Source organism: Micromonospora sp. NBC_00421, assembly GCF_036017915.1.
Lineage (GTDB): Bacteria > Actinomycetota > Actinomycetes > Mycobacteriales > Micromonosporaceae > Micromonospora.
The window spans coordinates 4,103,042-4,119,503 of the sequence record NZ_CP107929.1; the positions used below are offsets into that span (position 1 = coordinate 4,103,042).

Below are 16,462 nucleotides of genomic sequence, written 5' to 3' on the forward strand. Positions count from 1 at the left end.
TCGTGCAGGCACGCGAGGCCCCGCGTCGGTCATCCGACGTCACCGCCACCCTACCAGCCCGTCGCGGAACCGCCCGGTCAAGGCCCACGCCTGCGACGACGACGGGTCGCCGGCCCACCCCCGCCCGGCGGGTCAGGCGACCGCCCGGCGGGTCCGCGCGACGTCCTCGGCCATCTGGACGAGCAACGGCTCGATCGCGTCGTACCGGATCTGGCCGCGCAGGTGGGCGGCGAAGTCCAGGGCGACCTGTTCGCCGTACAGGTCGCCGGAGAAGTCCAGCACGTGCGCCTCGACCCGGCGTTCCCGGCCGGCGAACGTCGGGTTGGTGCCGATCGAGATGGCGGCCGGCAGCCGCTCGGTCCCTCCGCGCACCAGCCAGCCGGCGTAGACCCCGTCGGCGGGCACCGCCGCGTGCGGCGGGCAGCGCAGGTTGGCGGTGGGGAAGCCCAGCTCCCGGCCGCGCTGGTCGCCCAGGACCACCACCCCCTCGAGCCGGTGCGGTCGGCTGAGCACGGTCGCCGCCGCCGCGACGTCGCCCGCCTCGACCCGGGACCGGATGTACGTCGAGGAGAAGACCGTGCCTTCGGCGGCGACCAGCGGGGCGTGCTCCACCTCGAAGCCGAAGGTCCCGCCGAGTCGTTCCAGCAGCTCGACGTTCCCGGCGGCCCGGTGCCCGAACCGGAAGTTGTCCCCCACCACGACCAGCGCGGCGTGCAGGCGCTCGACCAGGATGTCGTGCACGAACGCCTCGGGCGACAGCCGGGAGAGCTCGGCGGTGAACGGCACCACACAGAGCACGTCGACGCCCAGCGCCTCGATCAACTCGGCCTTGCGGGCGGGCTCGGTGAGCACGGCCGGGTGCGAGCCGGGGCGGACCACCTCGACAGGGTGCGGGTCGAAGGTCACCACCACCGACCGGACGCCCAGTTCGCGGGCCCGCGCCACGGCGTGCCCGATGGTCGCCTGGTGCCCCCGGTGCACGCCGTCGAAGACGCCGATGGTGACGACCGACCGCCCCCACCCACCGGGCGTCGCCTCGTACCCCCGCCACCGCTGCATGCCGCTCCTCTCCTGCTCCACCGCTGACCGGCGCCCACCCGTGCCCGTCGCCGTCGACCCGTCCCGGTCGCCGTCCCCGCTCGTCGTGCCGTACCGTCCGCCGTCCGCACCGACCGCCGCCGTCGGCGCCGGTCGGCGGCCCGGTCAGGCCGGGGCGAGCACGATCTCCGCGCGGGCCCGGCCGTCCCGTTCGCTGACGATAGCGATCAGGCCACCGTCCGGTCCGAAGACGGCGTACGGCCCGTCGATGCCCACCGGGTCGAGCGGACCGCCGTGGGAGAGCGCCTTCGCCTCGTCGACGCCGGCCTCCCGGCGCGGAAAGTACCTGTCGGCGGCGGTGTCCAGGGGCAGGTTGACCACCTCGGGCGCGCGCTGTTCCAACGCCGCGAGGGTGGCCGCCTCGGCGAGGGTGAAACTGCCCACAGCGGTCCGTCGCAGCGCGGTGAGGTGCCCGCCGACGCCGAGCGACAGACCGGCGTCGCGGGCCAGCGCCCGGATGTACGTCCCCGACGAGCAGGTGACGTCGACGTCGACGTCGACCACGTCCGGGGTGTTCCGGCGGATCGCCAGCACGTCCAGCCGGGAGACGGTGACCCGGCGGGCGGGCAGCTCGACGCTCTCCCCGTCCCGGACCCGCTTGTACGCCCGCTCTCCATTGATCTTGATGGCGCTGACCGCACTGGGCACCTGGTCGATCTCGCCGGTGAGGGGCACGAACGCGGCCCGGATCGCGGCGTCGGTCAGCTCGCCGGCGGGCGTGCTGGCGAGCACGTCGCCCTCGGCGTCGTCGGTGACGGTGGCCTGCCCGAGCCGGACCGTCGCGGTGTAGCTCTTGCCCGCCCCGATCACGTACGTCAGCAGCCGGGTGGCCCGACCCACCCCGATCACCAGCACACCGGTGGCCATCGGGTCGAGGGTGCCGCCGTGCCCGACCCGGCGGGTCCGGGCCAGCCGGCGGATCCGTGCCACCACGTCGTGCGACGTCATGCCGCCGGGCTTGTCGACCACGATCAGACCGTCACCGTTCACGACTGCCAAGCCTGCCAGACGGGGTCGCGTCGCCCGCCACCGCACGGCACCCTGCGGCGGACCGGCCGGAACCGGGATCCGCCGGGCACCGCAGCACCCGCGCCGGTGGCCGGTCCGCCCTGGTCAGCCGCGTACGGCGCCGACCACCGCCCAACCACCGGAGCGCAGCCGCAGCAGCAGGGCGGCCAGCCGCAGCAGCACGAACAGGGTCAACCCGGCCCAGATGCCGCCGAGACCCAGGTCGAACACGTAGGTCAGCCAGATCGCCGGCAGGAACCCGCCGAACGCCGCGACGATCGTCAGGTTACGCAGATAGCGCACGTCTCCGGCGCCGATCAGCACCCCGTCGAGGGCGAACACCACGCCGCCGAGCGGTTGCAGCGCCACCAGCCAGGGCCAGGCGACCATGGCCTGCTCGCGTACCCGGGAATCGGAGCTGAACAAGCCGGGCACGACGCCGGCCCCGACGGCGATGAGCACCGCGAACGCCAGACCGCACGCCGCCCCGAGCAACGCGAGGCGGCGGGCCAGGACACGCGCGCCGGCGGCGTCGCCCGCCCCGAGCGCCGCGCCGACCAGCGCCTGCCCGGCGATCGCCAGGGCGTCGAGCAGCAGGGTGGTGAGGAACCACAGTTGTACGGCGATCTGGTGCGCACCGACCGCCGCCGCCCCGAACCGGGCCGCGACGGCGGTGGCGGACAGGAAGCTGGCCTGGAAGGCGACGCCCCGGACCAGCAGGTCCCGGCTGAACATCACCTGTTGGCGGAGCACCGCCGGGCGGGGGCGCAACGCCACCCGCTCGCCCACCAGGGCGGCGACGAACAGCCCACCGGAGACGGTCTGGGCGAACGCGTTCGCCACCGCCGAACCGGTCAGCCCCCAGCCGACGGGATAGACCAGCAGCGGGCAGAGCAGCGCGGAGAGCAGGTTGGGGCCGAGCACGAACCACAGCGGCCGGCGGGTGTCCTGCACCCCGCGCAGCCAGCCGTTGCCGGCGGCGGCGAGCAGCAGGCCGGGAGCGCCGAGCGCGGCGACCCGCAACCACCGCTCGGCCGCGTCGGCCACCTCCCCGGGACCGGCCAGGAGGTCGGTCAACGGCCCGGCCCCGAGCTGCATGCCGAGCGCGACGAGTGTCCCCACGCCGAACGCCAGCCAGGATGCCTGGACACCCTCGGCCACGGCGGCGGCCCGGTCGCCCGCGCCGAACCGGCGGGCCGCCCGGCCGGTGATCCCGTACGCCAGCACGGCCCCCAGCCAGGCGACGAGGGTCAGCACGGTGCCGCCGACGGCGAGCGCGGCGAGCGCCACCCGGTCGAGGTGCCCGGCCACCGCGGTGTCGACCAGCACATAGAGCGGCTCGGCGGCGAGCACCACCAGGGCGGGCAGCGCCAGCGCGGCGATCCGACGCGGCGAGGCCACGGCGGACGGGGCGGCGGTAGACGGGGCGGCAGAGGGGGTCATCGCCGCTGATCCTGTCATGGCCGGGTAAGGATCACAAGACTTGTCATCCCTTACGAACCTCGGCCCCGCCGGACAACCCGGCCGGTACCGGCCGGATCGACGGGCCGCCGAGCCGCCTGTCGACCACCCCCACCACCTGGTCGGCGTGCCCGTAGCCGGACTGCCGCGAGTCGAAGCTGACCGCCGGGTTGTCGCCGAGCAGGAGCAACCGGCCGGGGGCACCGTCAGGTCGTCCCCGACACCGGGGGCGGCGCGCAGGCCGGGCGGGACCGGCTCACCCGACACGGCCGCCACCCGCTTGACGATCAACGGGTGCCCGCCGACCGTGCCGTCCCGTGCGCGGTGCTGACGGCGCAGGACGACGATCTGCCCGGTCCGGAGGTGCTCCGACCGGATCCGGCGGGCCAGCACCCGGTCGCCGGAGCGCAGGGTCGGCGCCATGCTGTCGCCGGAGACCGTGACGACGAGCCGACTGCGGCGCAGCCCCACGAGGACGACCGCCGCCGCGACCGGCACCGACCCGAGCAGCAACGCGCCGACCGGCCCGGTCACGGCGTCCACCCCGGCCCGGTCACCGCAACGGGGCGGCACACGTCGACCACCATCGCCGTCACCCGGTCCGGGCCGGGAGCCCGTCGTGGTAGCCGTCCGCCTGGAGCCGGAACAGGCGTGCGTAGTGACCGTCATGGCGCATCAGGTCACGATGGGTGCCGCGTTCTACGATCCGTCCCGCGTCCAGCACCGCGATCGTGTCCGCGTCCCGCACCGCCCCGAGCCGGTGCGAGATCAACAAACTCGTCCGGTCGCCCCGGCAGCGTCGCAGCCGGCGATGACACCATCGGCTCCGCGCCGTCGTCCCCGACGACCACGGCCACCACCCGTCGCCCGGCTGCCGCCGCCTCGACCACGTCGGGCAGTTCGTCCCGGCAGGGCGGGCAGTCGGCGGCGAGGAAGACGCAGAGCCCGCCGTCCGGTAGCGACTCCCGGGTCACCGGGGTGCCGTCGACCGCGTGGGCGGTGAAGCTCCCGACCGGTGCGCCCACCGGCAGCATCCCGTCGGCCGGCAGTTCGGGCAGGGCGGCCAGCCGGGTGGCGTGTTCCCGCACCCGCCGCACAATTCCCAGACACAGCAACAAATTGACGGCAACAAGTACGCCGACGATGGTGACCGCAGCCGCGAGGAGAAGCACCTCACGGCTCCATTCGATGTCGAAAATGTCGAAACACGGGCTGGCCGGGTGGCCACCGGCCCGCAGTCCGGACCGGTGGCCACCCGGTGGTGAACCGACGGTCCGGGTCAGCAGCCGCAGTGGCCGAACTCGATACGCTCGCTACCGTCGCTGCACTTGTAGACGTACTGGGTCCACTTGTGGTTGGTGCTCGCGCAGCCGCTGCTGGAGTTGCCCGTCACGCACCGGGTCTTCCAGAAGGTGCAGGTCACGGCGGTGGCTGTGACCTGCGGGGCCACCGCCGCCAGCAGCCGATCGGCAACCACGCTCATCGCTCGTCCCATTCCGGCTCCTTCCATCGGGGGCACTCCGCTGCGGCTGGGCCCTCAGCTGGTCGTCCTGTTGTCGGTGCTGGTGCTGGAACGCGGCCGGTCGGTGCCGGCGGGTCGGCTGGCCGCGGCGCTGTGGGGTGACCCCGTGCCCGACGCCGCCACCGCGACGCTGCGCAGCCACGTCTCCCACCTGCGGCGGGCCCTGGACCCCGAACGAGGGGGCCGCGACAGTCGGCCGCTGCGCACGGTCGGCAGCGGCGCCGGCGCGGACGTCACGGTGCCGGCCGCTGCCAGCCTGACCGGCGACAGGGTCGACCGGGCCCGGTCGGCCCTGGCCGAGCTGGCCCGCGCACACCTGGTCAACGAACACCGTCCCGGCCGCTACACCCTGCACGACCTGCTGCGCGCGTACGCGGTCGAACTGGCCGCCGACGCCCCGGGGCGGACGGCGGCCCGCCGCCGGCTCTTCGACCACTACCTGCACACCGCCGACCGCTTGCTGTGGCCGCACCGGGACGCCATCGTCCTCGACCCACCGGACTCCGGCGTGACGGTCGTCACCCCGCAGAGCGACCACGCGGCCACCGGGTGGTTCGCCGCCGAACGACCCCACCTGGTGGCGGCGGTCGAGGCGGCTGCCGGGACGGGCTTCGACCGGCACGCCTGGCAACTGGCCTGGTGCCTGACCACCTTCTGCAACCGGCAGGGGCACTGGAACGACGTGACAGTCACCCAGCGGACGGCGCTGCGCTGCGCCGAGCGGATCGCCGATCCGGGCGATGGTCGCGTCGGCGCATCGCGAGCTGTCACACGCCCTCAGCGGGCAGAACCGGCACGAGGAATCCTGGGTCCATCTTGAGCAGGCCATGGCGCACTACACGGCGGCCGGGGACCTCGACGGTCAGGGGTGGACCTGCGTCACCATGGGTTGGGTTTGCGAATATCTCGGCGGCCAGCAGGAGGCGCTCCGGCACGACCTGCGCGCCCTGGAGCTCTTCCGGGCCACCGGTAACCTCATCGCCCAGGCCAGGGCGTTGAACTCGGTGGGCTGGGACTACGCGCAGCTCGGCGACCACCGGCGGTCGGTCGAGCACTGCCGGGAGGCGCTGGAGTTACAGCAGCAGCTCGCTGACCGGTCGGGGAGGCGAGTTCGTGGGACAGTCTCGGCTACGCGTACCACCGGCTCGGCGACCACCAGGCGGCGACCCGCTGCTACCAGCGCTCCCTGGAACTCCACCGGCTGCTCGACCATCGCCTCTTCGAGGCGGAGACACTGCAGCACCTCGGGGACACCCGCGACGCCGCCGGGGCCACCGAGGCGGCCCGCGCGGCCTGGACGCAGGCGGCGGCCCTCCTCACCCGGATCGACCATCCGCTGAGGGCGATCATCCAGAGCAGGATCGCCGCCCAGGAACAGTCGGTGCTGTCATGATCTCGACTGGTCCGGCAGCGAGGTCAGGCCGGGCACGGCTGCCTTGTTGAGCCCGGCCGGACGGGGCCGGCGGCCCACGGTGACGCCGACGCCGACACTCGTCGGCGTCACCGACGGTGGGTCGGCGTCACTGACGGGTGTCCATGGAGGTCTGCAACGCGCGGCGCATCTGCTCGCGGGCCTCGTCGGTGGTCTCGGTCTTGGGCTTGGTCGCCATGGCGGTGTCCTTCCAGGGTGCGGGTCACCGGAACAGGTGGCCCTACGGGCGGTCCTGCTGAGCGCCGGAAGGGCGGCCCGGGATCACCGGAGCGGCTCGCCTGGCAGCGTGAGCCCGGGTCGGTCAGACCCTGGAGGGAGGCGGCGCCGGGTGTGGCACTACCGCCCACGACCTGCGTCGCGACGCGACGTCGGCCTTTCCCAAGTTAACGTTTACTTTCCACATGGTGTCCACTCTTCCCGCCATCTGGACCGGTCAGGAACGACCCGACGCGCGGCCGGCCCGGCGGCCGACCGTCACGCACGAGCCATCGCCAGAGCCGACGAACGGACCACCCCGCCGGCGTGTCTCGCCGCACCGGGCGGGGCGCACGGGGCGCGGGGCACGGGGCACGCGGGCACGCGGGCATGTCGTCGGCACCCTGGCGGGCCGGGGCGCGGCACAGCGGTGGTCAGTAGGCTCGGTCGCCTGCCACCGGCTGCCCGGGACCGTCCGCACCACGCCGACTGTCGGACGCCGGGCGGTTGGTGCTCAGCGGGCCAGGAAGTGCCAGCCCAGCCACCACCAGAAGCCGAACAGCCCGATCCGGCCGACCGGCACCGGGCCGACCTCGTACCGCATCACGTAGGCGCAGACGTCGCCCAATGACGGAATCCGGGAGTCCTCCCGGCGGGAGGCCCATTCGACCGCCGCGAAGAGCACCAGTGAGGCGAGGAAGCCACCGATGGCAAGGGCACGCATCACCGGCGCACCAGCCCCCAGAACGCGGCCAACCAGACGAACCAGGCCGCCGAGCGGACCAGTTCGTCTTCCAGCAGTGGGTCGGCCAGGCGGGAGAAGGTGGGGAACTCGTCCCCGACCGACATGACGAAGGTGGCACCTTCCAGGACACCGAACACCGCCGCCGGGAGCAGCCACCACGCGGTGCCCCGACCCAACCGGCGCGGTGCCGGACGGCGCTGCACGCGGTTGCCGAGGCCGAGCCAGATCAGCGCACCGCCGGTGCCCAACGTCCAGAGGTTGGCCTGGGCGGAGAACGACGGGAACTGCCCACCGACCAGGGAGATACAGGCCAGCACCGGCACGGTGACCACCGGCCTGTCCCAGGTGCGGGAGACGTCCAGGGCGATCTCGTGCGGCTGCTCCATCGTCCGATTCTCTCCGGGCTCACCGTGTGCGGGAAGACCGACACCCGTCGGCATCGGCACGGCCGGCAGTCAACGCCCCGTCCAACTCCGCCTTGATCAGGGCCATGACCTGGTCGGCGTCACCGCGTCCGGTGAAACCGGCGGCGAAACGGTGACCTCCGCCACCAAGCGCCACCGCCACGGCGCTGACGTCGACGGCACCCTTGCTCCGCATCGACACCGCCCACTCGTCCGGCCCGACCTGCTTGAGCACGCACGCGACGTCCGCCTCGGCGGTGCAACGCACCGAGTCGATCAGCGACTCCAGCACGTACGGCCGCTGGTCGTGCCGGGCCAGGTCGTCGAGGGTGGCGTCGGTCCAGACCAGACCGTGTCCGGCAGCGGCCGCCGGTTCGAGCCGGGCCCGGCCCAGCACCTCACCGAAGAGCCGGACCGCACCGAACGGCCGGGTGTCGAAGACCTCGCGGGAGATGTCGCCGGGGCGCAGGCCGGTGGCGAGCAGTCGGGCGGCGAGCCGGTGCACCTCGGGGGTGGTCGCCGCGAACCGGAACGAGCCGGTGTCGGTGGTCAGCGCTACGTAGAGGCCCGCCGCGATCTCCGCGTCCAACGGCACGTCGAGCCGGGCGAGCAGCTGTTCGGCGACGACCGAGGTGGCCGCCGCCCCCGGGTCCACCAGATGCACCGCACCGAAGCCGGTGTTCGAGGCATGGTGGTCGAGGACCACAGCAGTGCCGGCGGTGTCGAGCCGGTCGACCAGGTCACCGAGACGCGACTCACTCGCGGCGTCGAAGCAGACGACGAGATCCGGATCCGGGTACGCCTCGGCCGCCGGCACCAGCAGGTCGATGCCGGGCAGCCAGCGGAACGGCTCCGGCACCTCGGGCGGCCCCGGGAAGGTCGCCTGCAACCGGCGTACGCCGAGCCGCCGCAGGCCCAGTCCGAAGCCGAGCATGCTGCCCAGCGCGTCACCGTCCGGGTTGACGTGACAGATCAGCAGCACCCTGGCGTCGGCCGGCAGGCCACGTACCGCCGCGACGGCGGCAGCCCAGTCGTCCTCACCGGGGCCGGCGGACGGCGACCCGGCGCGGATCCCGCCGGCCGTGCCCGGGGCGGCTGTCACCGTCGGTCCGTCGCTGACGCGTCGGTGTCGACGGCTTCGTCCTCCGCGTCGTCGTCCTCTTCGTCGACCCGGTACGGCTGGGCGTCACCCGCGTACTTCGCCTGGGCGGCCAGCCGCTGCACCTCGGCGTCGGCGTTGCGGGCCTGGGCGAGCAGGTCGTCGATCTGCTTGACCTGGTCCTGCACGTCGTCCAGGGCGAAGGTCAACGAGGGTGAGTGACGCAGCCCGAGGGCCTTGCCGACGGTGCTGCGCAGCATCCCCTTGGCGCTCTCCAGCGCGGCGGCGGTGCTGGCCTGGGCCGTCGCGTCGCCGAGCACTGTGTAGAAGACGGTGGCGTCGCGCAGGTCGGCGGTGATCCGGGCGTCGGTGATGGTCACCATCCCGAGCCGGGGGTCCTTGATCTGGCTCCGCACCACCGAAGCGACCAGTTCGCGAATCCGCTCCGCGTGCCGGCGAACCTTGGCCGGATCAGTCATGTCCCCCACCTCCAGGGCGTTCCTTCCGCAGCCGGAGCAGCAGCGCCGAACGCCACCGAACCCCGACCACCCAACACCCGAACACTACCCGCGCCCCGCCCCCACCCCGCCCCCACCCACCCACCCCCACCCACCCCGCTCCCCACCCGACTCCACCTCCCCACCCACCCCCCGTACCGCCTCGGTGATCAAGAGGTTTGCGTCAGCTTTGATCTTCAGACTGACGCAAACCTCTTGATCACCGAGGCCAGGCGGACCGGGAGACGGCCGGGTGGGGGGCGGGGGTGGGGGGTCAGGTTTCGGGGGTGTGGAGGTGGCGGCGGACGGAGAGGAGGTCGACTTCGGGGCGGTCGGCGACCAGTCGTTCGCAGGAGTCGAGCACATCGCGGACGTGAGCCGCCTCGGCGGCCACCACGGCCACCCCGATCTCGGCCCGACCGTGCAGGTCGAGCGCGCCCACCTCGGCGGCCGACACCTCGAAGCGGCGTAGTGCCGCCACGATCGGCCGGACATACGATCTCTTTGCCTTGAGCGATCGGGAGTCGCCCGGCAGGAGCAGGTCGAAGAGTGCGGTTCCGGTATACATCGCCCCGGACGTTACGGAACCACCCCGGACATGCTCAAGGGGTTTACGCCGGAAGGCGTAAACCCCTTGAGCACTGTGTCAGCCTCGGATCAGGCGCGCGGCTTCTCCCGCATCTCGAAGGTTTCGATGGTGTCGCCGACCTGGACGTTGTTGAAACCGGCCAGCGTCAGACCACACTCGAAGCCCTCGCGGACCTCCGTCGCGTCGTCCTTGAACCGCTTGAGCGAACTGATCGTGAGATTGTCCGCCACGACCGCCCCGTCCCGCAGCAGCCGCGCCTTGGCGTTGCGGCGGATGATGCCGGACCGGACGATACAACCGGAGATGTTGCCGATCTTGGACGAGCGGAAGACGTCGCGGATCTCCGCACTGCCCAGCTCGACCTCCTCGTACTCCGGCTTGAGCAGCCCCTTGAGCGCGGCGTCGATCTCCTCGATGGCCTGGTAGATGACCGTGTAGTACCGGATCTCCACGCCCTCGCGGTCGGCGATCTCGCGGACCTTGTTGGCGGCCCGCACGTTGAAGCCGATGATCGTGACCGCCTCGGACGAGGCGCTCGCGAGCATGACGTCGCTCTCGGTGATCGCGCCCACGCCCCGGTGGATGATCCTGAGCTGGACCTCTTCCGGGATGTCGAGGTTGAACAGCGCGTCCTCGAGGGCCTCCACGGAACCGGAGACGTCGCCCTTGAGCACCAGGTTGAGCGAGGTCTTCTCGCCCTCCTTGAGCTGCTCCATGAGCGTCTCGAGGGTGGCCCGGCCACGGGAGTTGGCGAAGGACGCCGCCCGCCGCCGTGCCTGCCGCTGCTCGGCGATCTGCCGCACCGTGCGGTCGTCCGCCGCGGCGAGGAAGGTGTCACCCGCGCCCGGCACCGCGGTCAGACCGAGAACCAGCACCGGACGGGCCGGACCTGCCTCGGTGACCTGGTTGCCGTTCTCGTCGAGCATGGCGCGGACCCGGCCGTGGGCCCCACCGGCGACGATCGAGTCACCGGCACGCAGGGTGCCCTTCTGCACCAGCACCGTGGCCACCGCACCGCGACCCTTGTCCAGGTGCGCCTCGATGGCCACACCCTGCGCCGGTCCGTCGATCGCCGCCGTCAGTTCCAGCGACGCGTCGGCGGTCAGCAGGACCGCGTCCAGCAGCTCGTCGATGCCGATGCCGGGCTTGGCCGCCACGTTGACGAACATGGTGTCGCCGCCGTACTCCTCGGCGACCAGGCCGTACTCGGTCAGCTGCTGGCGGACCTTGTCCGGGTTGGCATCCGGCTTGTCGACCTTGTTGACCGCCACCACGATCGGGACGTCGGCCGCCTTGGCGTGGTTGAGCGCCTCGATGGTCTGCGGCATGACACCGTCGTCGGCCGCCACCACCAGCACCACGACGTCGGTGACCTGGGCACCACGGGCACGCATGGCGGTGAACGCCTCGTGACCCGGGGTGTCGATGAAGGTGACCGCGCGGTCCTCGCCCTCGTGCGGGACGTGGACCTGGTACGCGCCGATGTGCTGGGTGATGCCACCCGCCTCGCCGGCCACGACGTTCGCCTTGCGGATCGCGTCGAGCAGCTTGGTCTTACCGTGGTCGACGTGACCCATGACGGTCACCACCGGCGCACGGCTGACCAGGCGGTCCGCCGCGACCTCGGCGTCGAGGTCGATGTTGAACTGCGCGAGCAGCTCACGGTCCTCGTCCTCCGGGCTGACGATCTGCACGTCGAAGCCGAGGTGCTCACCCAGCAGCAGCAGGGTCTCGTCGGAGCAGGACTGGGTCGCGGTGACCATCTCGCCCAGGTTGAACATCTCCTGGACCAGCGAACCCGGGTTGGCGTTGATCTTGTCGGCGAAGTCCGACAGCGAAGCGCCGCGGGAGAGCCTGACGACCTGACCCTGACCCCGGGGAGCACCCGAGCTCATGGTCGGAGCCGACAGGTTGTCGAACTCCTGTCTGCGCTGCTTCTTGGACTTGCGACCACGGGTCGGTCGGCCACCCGGACGCCCGAAGGCACCCGCGGCGCCACCGCCACGGCCACGGCCGCCGCCACCGGGACGACCACCGCCACCGGCCGGGGCACCCGGACGGAAACCGCCACCGGGAGCGCCACCGCCGCCACCGGGGCCACCACGGTAGCCACCGCCGCCGGCGCCACCGCCGCCACCGGGACCACCACGGTAACCACCACCACCGCCGGCGCCACCGCCGCCACCGGGGCGGAAGCCACCGCCACCGCCACCGGGACGACCAGCGCCGCCACCGGGGCCACCACGACCGCCACCGGGGCCGCCGGGGCGACCCGTGGTGGGCCGCTGGCTCGGCATGGAGGCCGGGCTCGGACGCGGCGGCATGGAGGCCGGGCTCGGACGCGGCGGCATGCCGGCCGGACCACTCGGCCGGGGACCGCCCGCACCGGCGGCCGGGGGCCGCTGGGGCTGACCGCCCTGGATGCCGAACGGGTTGTTACCGGCGCCGCGCGCCGGCGGACGACCACCGGGCCGGGCACCCGGACCCGCCGGGGCACCACCGGGACGACCGGCGGCCGGGGTACCCGGACGCGGCGGCACGGCGTTCGGACCAGGACGCGGACCCGGACGGGGACCACCCTCGGTCGGGGGCTCCCGTCGGACGTTGTCCCGCTGCTGCTGCCGAGCGGCCTGGGCGGCCTTGACCGCCGCCTCCTGCTCGGCCTTCAGCGCGGCGGCGCGCGCTTCGGCGGCCGCCACCTCGATGTCATGTGCGCTCGCCGGCTTGGCGACCGGGGTCACCGGCTGCGGCGGGCCAGGGACCGGGCCCTTGGGCTTCGGTCCGGGGGTCGGCGCGGTCGGCCGCCGGGGCGGCATCGGCCGGGCCGAGACCCGGGGGGCACCCGGGGTCGGGGACGGCGTCGGGGTCGGTGCCGGGCTCGGGGCCGCCGCCGGAGCGGTCGGTGCCGACGAACCACCGGCGGACGCCACGAATGCGCCACGCAGCCGTCGGGCGACAGGCGCCTCGACGGTGCTGGACGCGGACTTCACGAACTCGCCCATTTCCTTCAGCTTGGCGAGCACTGTCTTACTCTCGACCCCGAGCTCCTTGGCAAGCTCGTGTACGCGGGCCTTACCTGCCACTGCACTCCTCACTCCGAGGTCGTGCGGGCAGCACCCGCAGCGACCTCACTCCTGCACTTGAAGCCTGGTCATTTCAGGGACTTCATCGTGTGCTCATGTCGGTCGTCCTACCTTGCTAGCGACCCTCGCCCGGTCGGGTTGACCGGGCGTAGTGGTTGGCGCATCGACGTGCTCCGCGACGGCACCGTGGTCAGGGACCCCGGTGAGCCGCAGCGCCCGCCCGAAGGCGCGACGCCGCACCGCCAGCGCGAAGCAGGCCGGATCCGGGTGCAGGTTCGCTCCCCGACCCGGCAGACTGCGGCTCGGATCAGGCCGGAGACTGTGACCATCCTCGTCACCGACCGCGACGATCCGCAGCAATTCGCTGGCCGGCGCGCGTTTCCGGCAACCCACACAGGTGCGCTCCGGTTGCACGCGTCGTACCACTGGAAGAAGTCTACCCCTAGCCGCCCGAGATCGCTCCGCCCGGCTCCGGGACCCCGCCCCGACCGCCGGTGCCGGCCTGCTCCGCATCGGAGCGGATGTCGATCCGCCAACCGGTCAATCGCGCGGCAAGCCGGGCATTCTGCCCCTCCCGCCCGATGGCGAGGGAGAGCTGGAAATCCGGAACGGTGACCCGGGCCGTCCGGGTGGCCAGGTCGACCACCTCGACCCGGAGCGCTTTGGCCGGCGACAGCGCGTTGCCGACGAAGGTCGCCGGGTCGTCCGACCAGTCGATGATGTCGATCTTCTCGCCGTGCAGCTCGCTCATCACCGCGCGGACCCGCTGACCCATCGGACCGATGCAGGCGCCCTTGGCGTTCACGCCCTGGACGGCGGAGCGTACGGCGATCTTGGTGCGGTGACCTGCCTCACGCGCGATCGCCCCGATCTCGACCGTGCCGTCGGCGATCTCCGGCACCTCGAGCGCGAAGAGCTTCTTCACCAGCGCCGGGTGGGACCGGGACAGGGTGATCTGCGGACCGCGCATCCCCTTGGTCACGTGCACCACCACGCAGCGGATCCGCTCACCGTGGGTGTAACGCTCGCCGGGCACCTGCTCGGACTGCGGCAGCACGCCCTCCAGCTTGCCGAGGTCGACGCTGACGATGCCCTTCTCGCTGCGGGCCTCGTGCGCCTGGACCACGCCGGTCACCAGGTCGCCGTCGCGGCCGACGTACTCGCCGAAGTGCACCTCGTCGGTGGCCTCCCGCAGCCGCTGGAGGATCACCTGCTTGGCGGTCATCGCCGCGATCCGGCCGAAGTCGTGCGGGGTGTCGTCCCACTCCCGCACCACACTGCCGTCGTCGTCCAGCTCCTGGGCGTAGACCTGGGCGGCCCCGTTCCTACGGTCGATCTCCACCCGGGCGTGTGACTCGGCACCTTCGGTGTGCCGGTAGGCGGTCAGCAACGCGGTCTCGATCGCCGCGAGGATCGTGTCGAACGGGATCTCCCGCTCGCGCTCCAGTGCGCGCAGCGCCGCGAGGTCGATGTTCACCTCTCCTCGTCCTCCACATCTTCGTCGTCGTCATCTTCGTCGTCGGTGTCGTCGCCGGACTCGTCGTCCGCGCCGGACTCGTCCGCCTCGTCGATCTCGTCCAGGCGGTGGAACTCGACCTGCACCCGGCCGGGACCGAGTTCGGCGTAGCGGTGTTCCACCGGGCCGGACCCGGTCTCCAGCACCACCCGCTCGTCGTCGGCCGTCACCACCCGGCCGGTGACCTGACGGTCCACGGCGGGCTCCCCCTCGGGCCGCTCGGCCCGGACGGTCACCTTGACCAGCCGGCCGGCGTTGCGTCGCCAGTGCCGGGGCAGCGTCAACGGGCGGTCGACCCCCGGGGAGCTGACCTCCAGTTGGTACTCCCCCGCCACGATGTCCCCGCCGGACTCCTCGGCCGCGTCCAGCGCCGCCGAGATCACCCGGGAGACGTCCGCGACGGCGTCCAGGTTGATTCCGCCGTCGGCGTCCACGATCACCCGCACCACGTGCCGGCGGCCGGCCCGGGAGACGGAGACGTCCTCCAGGTCGTAGCCCGCCTCGGTGATCACCGGCCCGATCACGTCGCGCAGCCTGGTGCGGCGGGCGGCCAGGTCGCCCCGGGATGCGCCCGCGCGGTCCCCGCCCCGGGGGCCGTCGGTGCGACGGGATCGTCCCGCCGGCGCCGTCGGCCTGGTAGCACGACCACGCTGCGTCATCTGGGCACCCTTCTCCTGAGCGGCGGCGGTCGTCGGACCGGCACGCCGGGACGCCACCGGGGCGGCAGCGCCGGTGGTTGCGCAGAGCGTAACGCGCCGTCGGGACGACGGTCCCGGCGGCGCACCGACGGCGGTCGCCCGCCGGCCCACACGGATGGTGTTGACTTGTCCGGTGGCCACGGGCAGAACGACAACGCACCCCGACGGAACGGGACGATCCCGGCGCACAGTGCTGCGCGCCGGCGCGCTCCTGACGGTCGGCGTCGCCGCCGTACCGCTGACCGGCTGTGGTCTCCTCGACCGCGACGAGCCCGCCCCACCGCCCGACCCGCTGGAGCCCCTCGCCGGCGAGTCCCGGGCGCTGGCCGACCGGCACCGGGCCGCGATCGCCGCCGACCCGGGGCTGGCCGACCGGCTCACCCCGATCGCCGACGCGCACGCCGCGCACGCCGACGAGCTGCGCCGGCTGATCGGCCGCCCCGAACCCACCGGCCCGGCGTCACCGGGCCCGACCACCGGCGACGGCGCGCGGAACACCCTCCTGACCGAACTGCGGGCCGCCGAGCAGAGCGGCCGGGACAACGCGGCCAGGGCCTGCGCCGACGCGCCGGCCGACCGGGTCGCCGTGCTCGGTTCGATCGCCGCCGCCCGGGCCACCCACCTGGAGGCGCTCAAGTGAACCGCCGTACCGCCCCGTCCGCCCCCGGCGACGCGCTCGCCGACGCGCTGGCCGCCGAGTACGCCGCGATCTACGCCTACGGCCCGATCGGGGTACGCCTCACCGACGCCGACCGGCGGGCGGCCCGCACCGCCGAGGCGGCCCACCGGGCCCGACGCGACGCGCTGGTGCTCCAGCTCAGTGCCGCCGGTGGTGCGGTCCCCGCCGACCAGGCCGGTTATGCGCTTCCGTTCCCGGTCACCGACCGGGCCAGCGCGCTGCGGCTGGCGGTGCAGGTGGAGGAGCGCACCGCGGCGTTCTGGCGGGCGGCGTTGCCGGTCACCACCGGCGCGGACCGCACCCGGGCGCTCAACGCGCTTACCGACTGCGCGGTACGGGCCACCCGCTGGCGGCGCAGCGCCGGGATCGCCCCGCTGACCGTCCCGTTCCCCGGCCGCCCCACGTGACCACCTGACCGACCCACCTGACCGAACCG

Annotated in this window: 18 protein-coding genes and 3 pseudogenes; 5 read left to right on the top strand and 16 right to left on the bottom strand. The window is 73.3% G+C overall.

Annotated features, from left to right (window positions below):
* Positions 1-132: 132 nt before the first annotated feature.
* The 7 genes and pseudogenes from OHQ87_RS16960 to OHQ87_RS16985 form a co-directional block, all read right to left on the bottom strand.
* Positions 133-1,059: a bifunctional riboflavin kinase/FAD synthetase gene (locus OHQ87_RS16960; RefSeq protein WP_328338967.1), complete on the bottom strand. Its 927-nt coding sequence runs from the start codon at positions 1,057-1,059 to the stop codon at positions 133-135.
* 144 nt (positions 1,060-1,203) lie between these two features.
* Positions 1,204-2,133, bottom strand: coding sequence for a tRNA pseudouridine(55) synthase TruB (truB, locus tag OHQ87_RS16965; protein ID WP_442930477.1), 930 nt, complete (start codon positions 2,131-2,133; stop codon positions 1,204-1,206).
* A 78-nt stretch (positions 2,134-2,211) separates the two neighbouring features.
* On the bottom strand, positions 2,212-3,549 hold the full coding sequence (locus tag OHQ87_RS16970; RefSeq protein WP_328338971.1) for an MATE family efflux transporter: 1,338 nt from the start codon (positions 3,547-3,549) through the stop codon (positions 2,212-2,214).
* A 43-nt stretch (positions 3,550-3,592) separates the two neighbouring features.
* Positions 3,593-3,757, bottom strand: coding sequence for a hypothetical protein (locus OHQ87_RS16975; RefSeq protein ID WP_328338973.1), 165 nt, complete (start codon positions 3,755-3,757; stop codon positions 3,593-3,595).
* Positions 3,758-3,828: 71 nt separating this feature from the next.
* Positions 3,829-4,236: pseudogene (locus OHQ87_RS31395) on the bottom strand (S24/S26 family peptidase); the annotation flags it as partial.
* An 11-nt stretch (positions 4,237-4,247) separates the two neighbouring features.
* Positions 4,248-4,739 carry a TlpA family protein disulfide reductase gene (locus OHQ87_RS16980; protein ID WP_328338975.1) on the bottom strand — a complete coding sequence of 164 codons (492 nt, stop codon included), beginning with the start codon at positions 4,737-4,739 and terminating at the stop codon, positions 4,248-4,250.
* Between the two features lie 107 nt (positions 4,740-4,846).
* Positions 4,847-5,062 (bottom strand): hypothetical protein, encoded by a 216-nt coding sequence (locus tag OHQ87_RS16985; RefSeq protein ID WP_328349116.1) that lies wholly within the window; start codon positions 5,060-5,062, stop codon positions 4,847-4,849.
* Between OHQ87_RS16985 and OHQ87_RS16990 the strand changes: the two genes are divergently transcribed.
* The 3 genes and pseudogenes from OHQ87_RS16990 to OHQ87_RS31405 all read left to right on the top strand — a co-directional run.
* Positions 5,001-5,909: an AfsR/SARP family transcriptional regulator gene (locus tag OHQ87_RS16990; RefSeq protein WP_328348888.1), complete on the top strand. Its 909-nt coding sequence runs from the start codon at positions 5,001-5,003 to the stop codon at positions 5,907-5,909. The genes OHQ87_RS16985 and OHQ87_RS16990 overlap by 62 nt on opposite strands.
* Positions 5,830-6,162: pseudogene (locus OHQ87_RS31400) on the top strand (tetratricopeptide repeat protein); the annotation flags it as partial. The gene OHQ87_RS16990 and the pseudogene OHQ87_RS31400, both read left to right, overlap by 80 nt.
* A 44-nt stretch (positions 6,163-6,206) precedes the next feature.
* A pseudogene (locus tag OHQ87_RS31405) lies at positions 6,207-6,482 on the top strand (tetratricopeptide repeat protein); the annotation flags it as partial.
* Between the two features lie 748 nt (positions 6,483-7,230).
* Here the strand turns inward: OHQ87_RS31405 and OHQ87_RS16995 are convergent.
* The 9 genes from OHQ87_RS16995 to rimP form a co-directional block, all read right to left on the bottom strand.
* Entirely contained in the window at positions 7,231-7,440 is a 210-nt protein-coding gene (locus OHQ87_RS16995) for a DUF6186 family protein (protein WP_328338977.1), read from the bottom strand.
* Positions 7,440-7,847, bottom strand: coding sequence for a hypothetical protein (locus OHQ87_RS17000; RefSeq protein WP_328338979.1), 408 nt, complete (start codon positions 7,845-7,847; stop codon positions 7,440-7,442). Before OHQ87_RS17000 ends, OHQ87_RS16995 begins: the two co-directional genes overlap by 1 nt.
* Positions 7,848-7,866: 19 nt before the next feature.
* On the bottom strand, positions 7,867-8,937 hold the full coding sequence (locus OHQ87_RS17005) for a DHH family phosphoesterase (protein ID WP_328348889.1): 1,071 nt from the start codon (positions 8,935-8,937) through the stop codon (positions 7,867-7,869).
* A 26-nt stretch (positions 8,938-8,963) separates the two neighbouring features.
* Positions 8,964-9,443, bottom strand: a complete 480-nt coding sequence (rbfA, locus tag OHQ87_RS17010; protein WP_328338981.1) for a 30S ribosome-binding factor RbfA — start codon at positions 9,441-9,443, stop codon at positions 8,964-8,966.
* A 292-nt stretch (positions 9,444-9,735) separates the two neighbouring features.
* Positions 9,736-10,029, bottom strand: coding sequence for a DUF503 domain-containing protein (locus tag OHQ87_RS17015; RefSeq protein ID WP_328338983.1), 294 nt, complete (start codon positions 10,027-10,029; stop codon positions 9,736-9,738).
* An 89-nt stretch (positions 10,030-10,118) separates the two neighbouring features.
* Positions 10,119-13,133: a translation initiation factor IF-2 gene (infB, locus tag OHQ87_RS17020; protein WP_442930478.1), complete on the bottom strand. Its 3,015-nt coding sequence runs from the start codon at positions 13,131-13,133 to the stop codon at positions 10,119-10,121.
* 93 nt (positions 13,134-13,226) lie between these two features.
* On the bottom strand, positions 13,227-13,559 hold the full coding sequence (locus tag OHQ87_RS17025) for a YlxR family protein (RefSeq protein ID WP_328338987.1): 333 nt from the start codon (positions 13,557-13,559) through the stop codon (positions 13,227-13,229).
* 16 nt (positions 13,560-13,575) lie between these two features.
* The gene (gene nusA, locus OHQ87_RS17030) at positions 13,576-14,610 is read right to left on the bottom strand and encodes a transcription termination factor NusA (RefSeq protein WP_328338989.1); all 1,035 of its coding nucleotides are present in this window, start codon (positions 14,608-14,610) and stop codon (positions 13,576-13,578) included.
* Positions 14,607-15,308 carry a ribosome maturation factor RimP gene (gene rimP / locus OHQ87_RS17035; RefSeq protein WP_328338991.1) on the bottom strand — a complete coding sequence of 234 codons (702 nt, stop codon included), beginning with the start codon at positions 15,306-15,308 and terminating at the stop codon, positions 14,607-14,609. The genes nusA and rimP overlap by 4 nt, the downstream gene beginning before the upstream one ends.
* Positions 15,309-15,480: 172 nt before the next feature.
* On the opposite strand from rimP, the gene OHQ87_RS17040 reads away from it, so the two are divergent.
* Together OHQ87_RS17040 and OHQ87_RS17045 are read left to right on the top strand one after the other, a co-directional pair.
* Positions 15,481-15,987 (top strand): hypothetical protein, encoded by a 507-nt coding sequence (locus OHQ87_RS17040; RefSeq protein WP_442930479.1) that lies wholly within the window; start codon positions 15,481-15,483, stop codon positions 15,985-15,987.
* Positions 15,984-16,433: a ferritin-like domain-containing protein gene (locus OHQ87_RS17045; RefSeq protein WP_328338995.1), complete on the top strand. Its 450-nt coding sequence runs from the start codon at positions 15,984-15,986 to the stop codon at positions 16,431-16,433. The genes OHQ87_RS17040 and OHQ87_RS17045 overlap by 4 nt, the downstream gene beginning before the upstream one ends.
* Positions 16,434-16,462: the final 29 nt, after the last annotated feature.

What these genes read in the sequence shown, in the direction of transcription:
- OHQ87_RS16960 (WP_328338967.1), bottom strand. Translation starts at nt 1,059, where the DNA reads ATGCAGCGGTGGCGGGGGTACGAGGCGACGCCCGGTGGGTGGGGGCGG.
- OHQ87_RS17000 (WP_328338979.1), bottom strand. Translation starts at nt 7,847, where the DNA reads ATGGAGCAGCCGCACGAGATCGCCCTGGACGTCTCCCGCACCTGGGAC.
- OHQ87_RS16970 (WP_328338971.1), bottom strand. Translation starts at nt 3,549, where the DNA reads ATGACCCCCTCTGCCGCCCCGTCTACCGCCGCCCCGTCCGCCGTGGCC.
- OHQ87_RS16995 (WP_328338977.1), bottom strand. Translation starts at nt 7,440, where the DNA reads ATGCGTGCCCTTGCCATCGGTGGCTTCCTCGCCTCACTGGTGCTCTTC.
- OHQ87_RS16985 (WP_328349116.1), bottom strand. Translation starts at nt 5,062, where the DNA reads ATGGGACGAGCGATGAGCGTGGTTGCCGATCGGCTGCTGGCGGCGGTG.
- OHQ87_RS17015 (WP_328338983.1), bottom strand. Translation starts at nt 10,029, where the DNA reads ATGTATACCGGAACCGCACTCTTCGACCTGCTCCTGCCGGGCGACTCC.
- rbfA (WP_328338981.1), bottom strand. Translation starts at nt 9,443, where the DNA reads ATGACTGATCCGGCCAAGGTTCGCCGGCACGCGGAGCGGATTCGCGAA.
- rimP (WP_328338991.1), bottom strand. Translation starts at nt 15,308, where the DNA reads ATGACGCAGCGTGGTCGTGCTACCAGGCCGACGGCGCCGGCGGGACGA.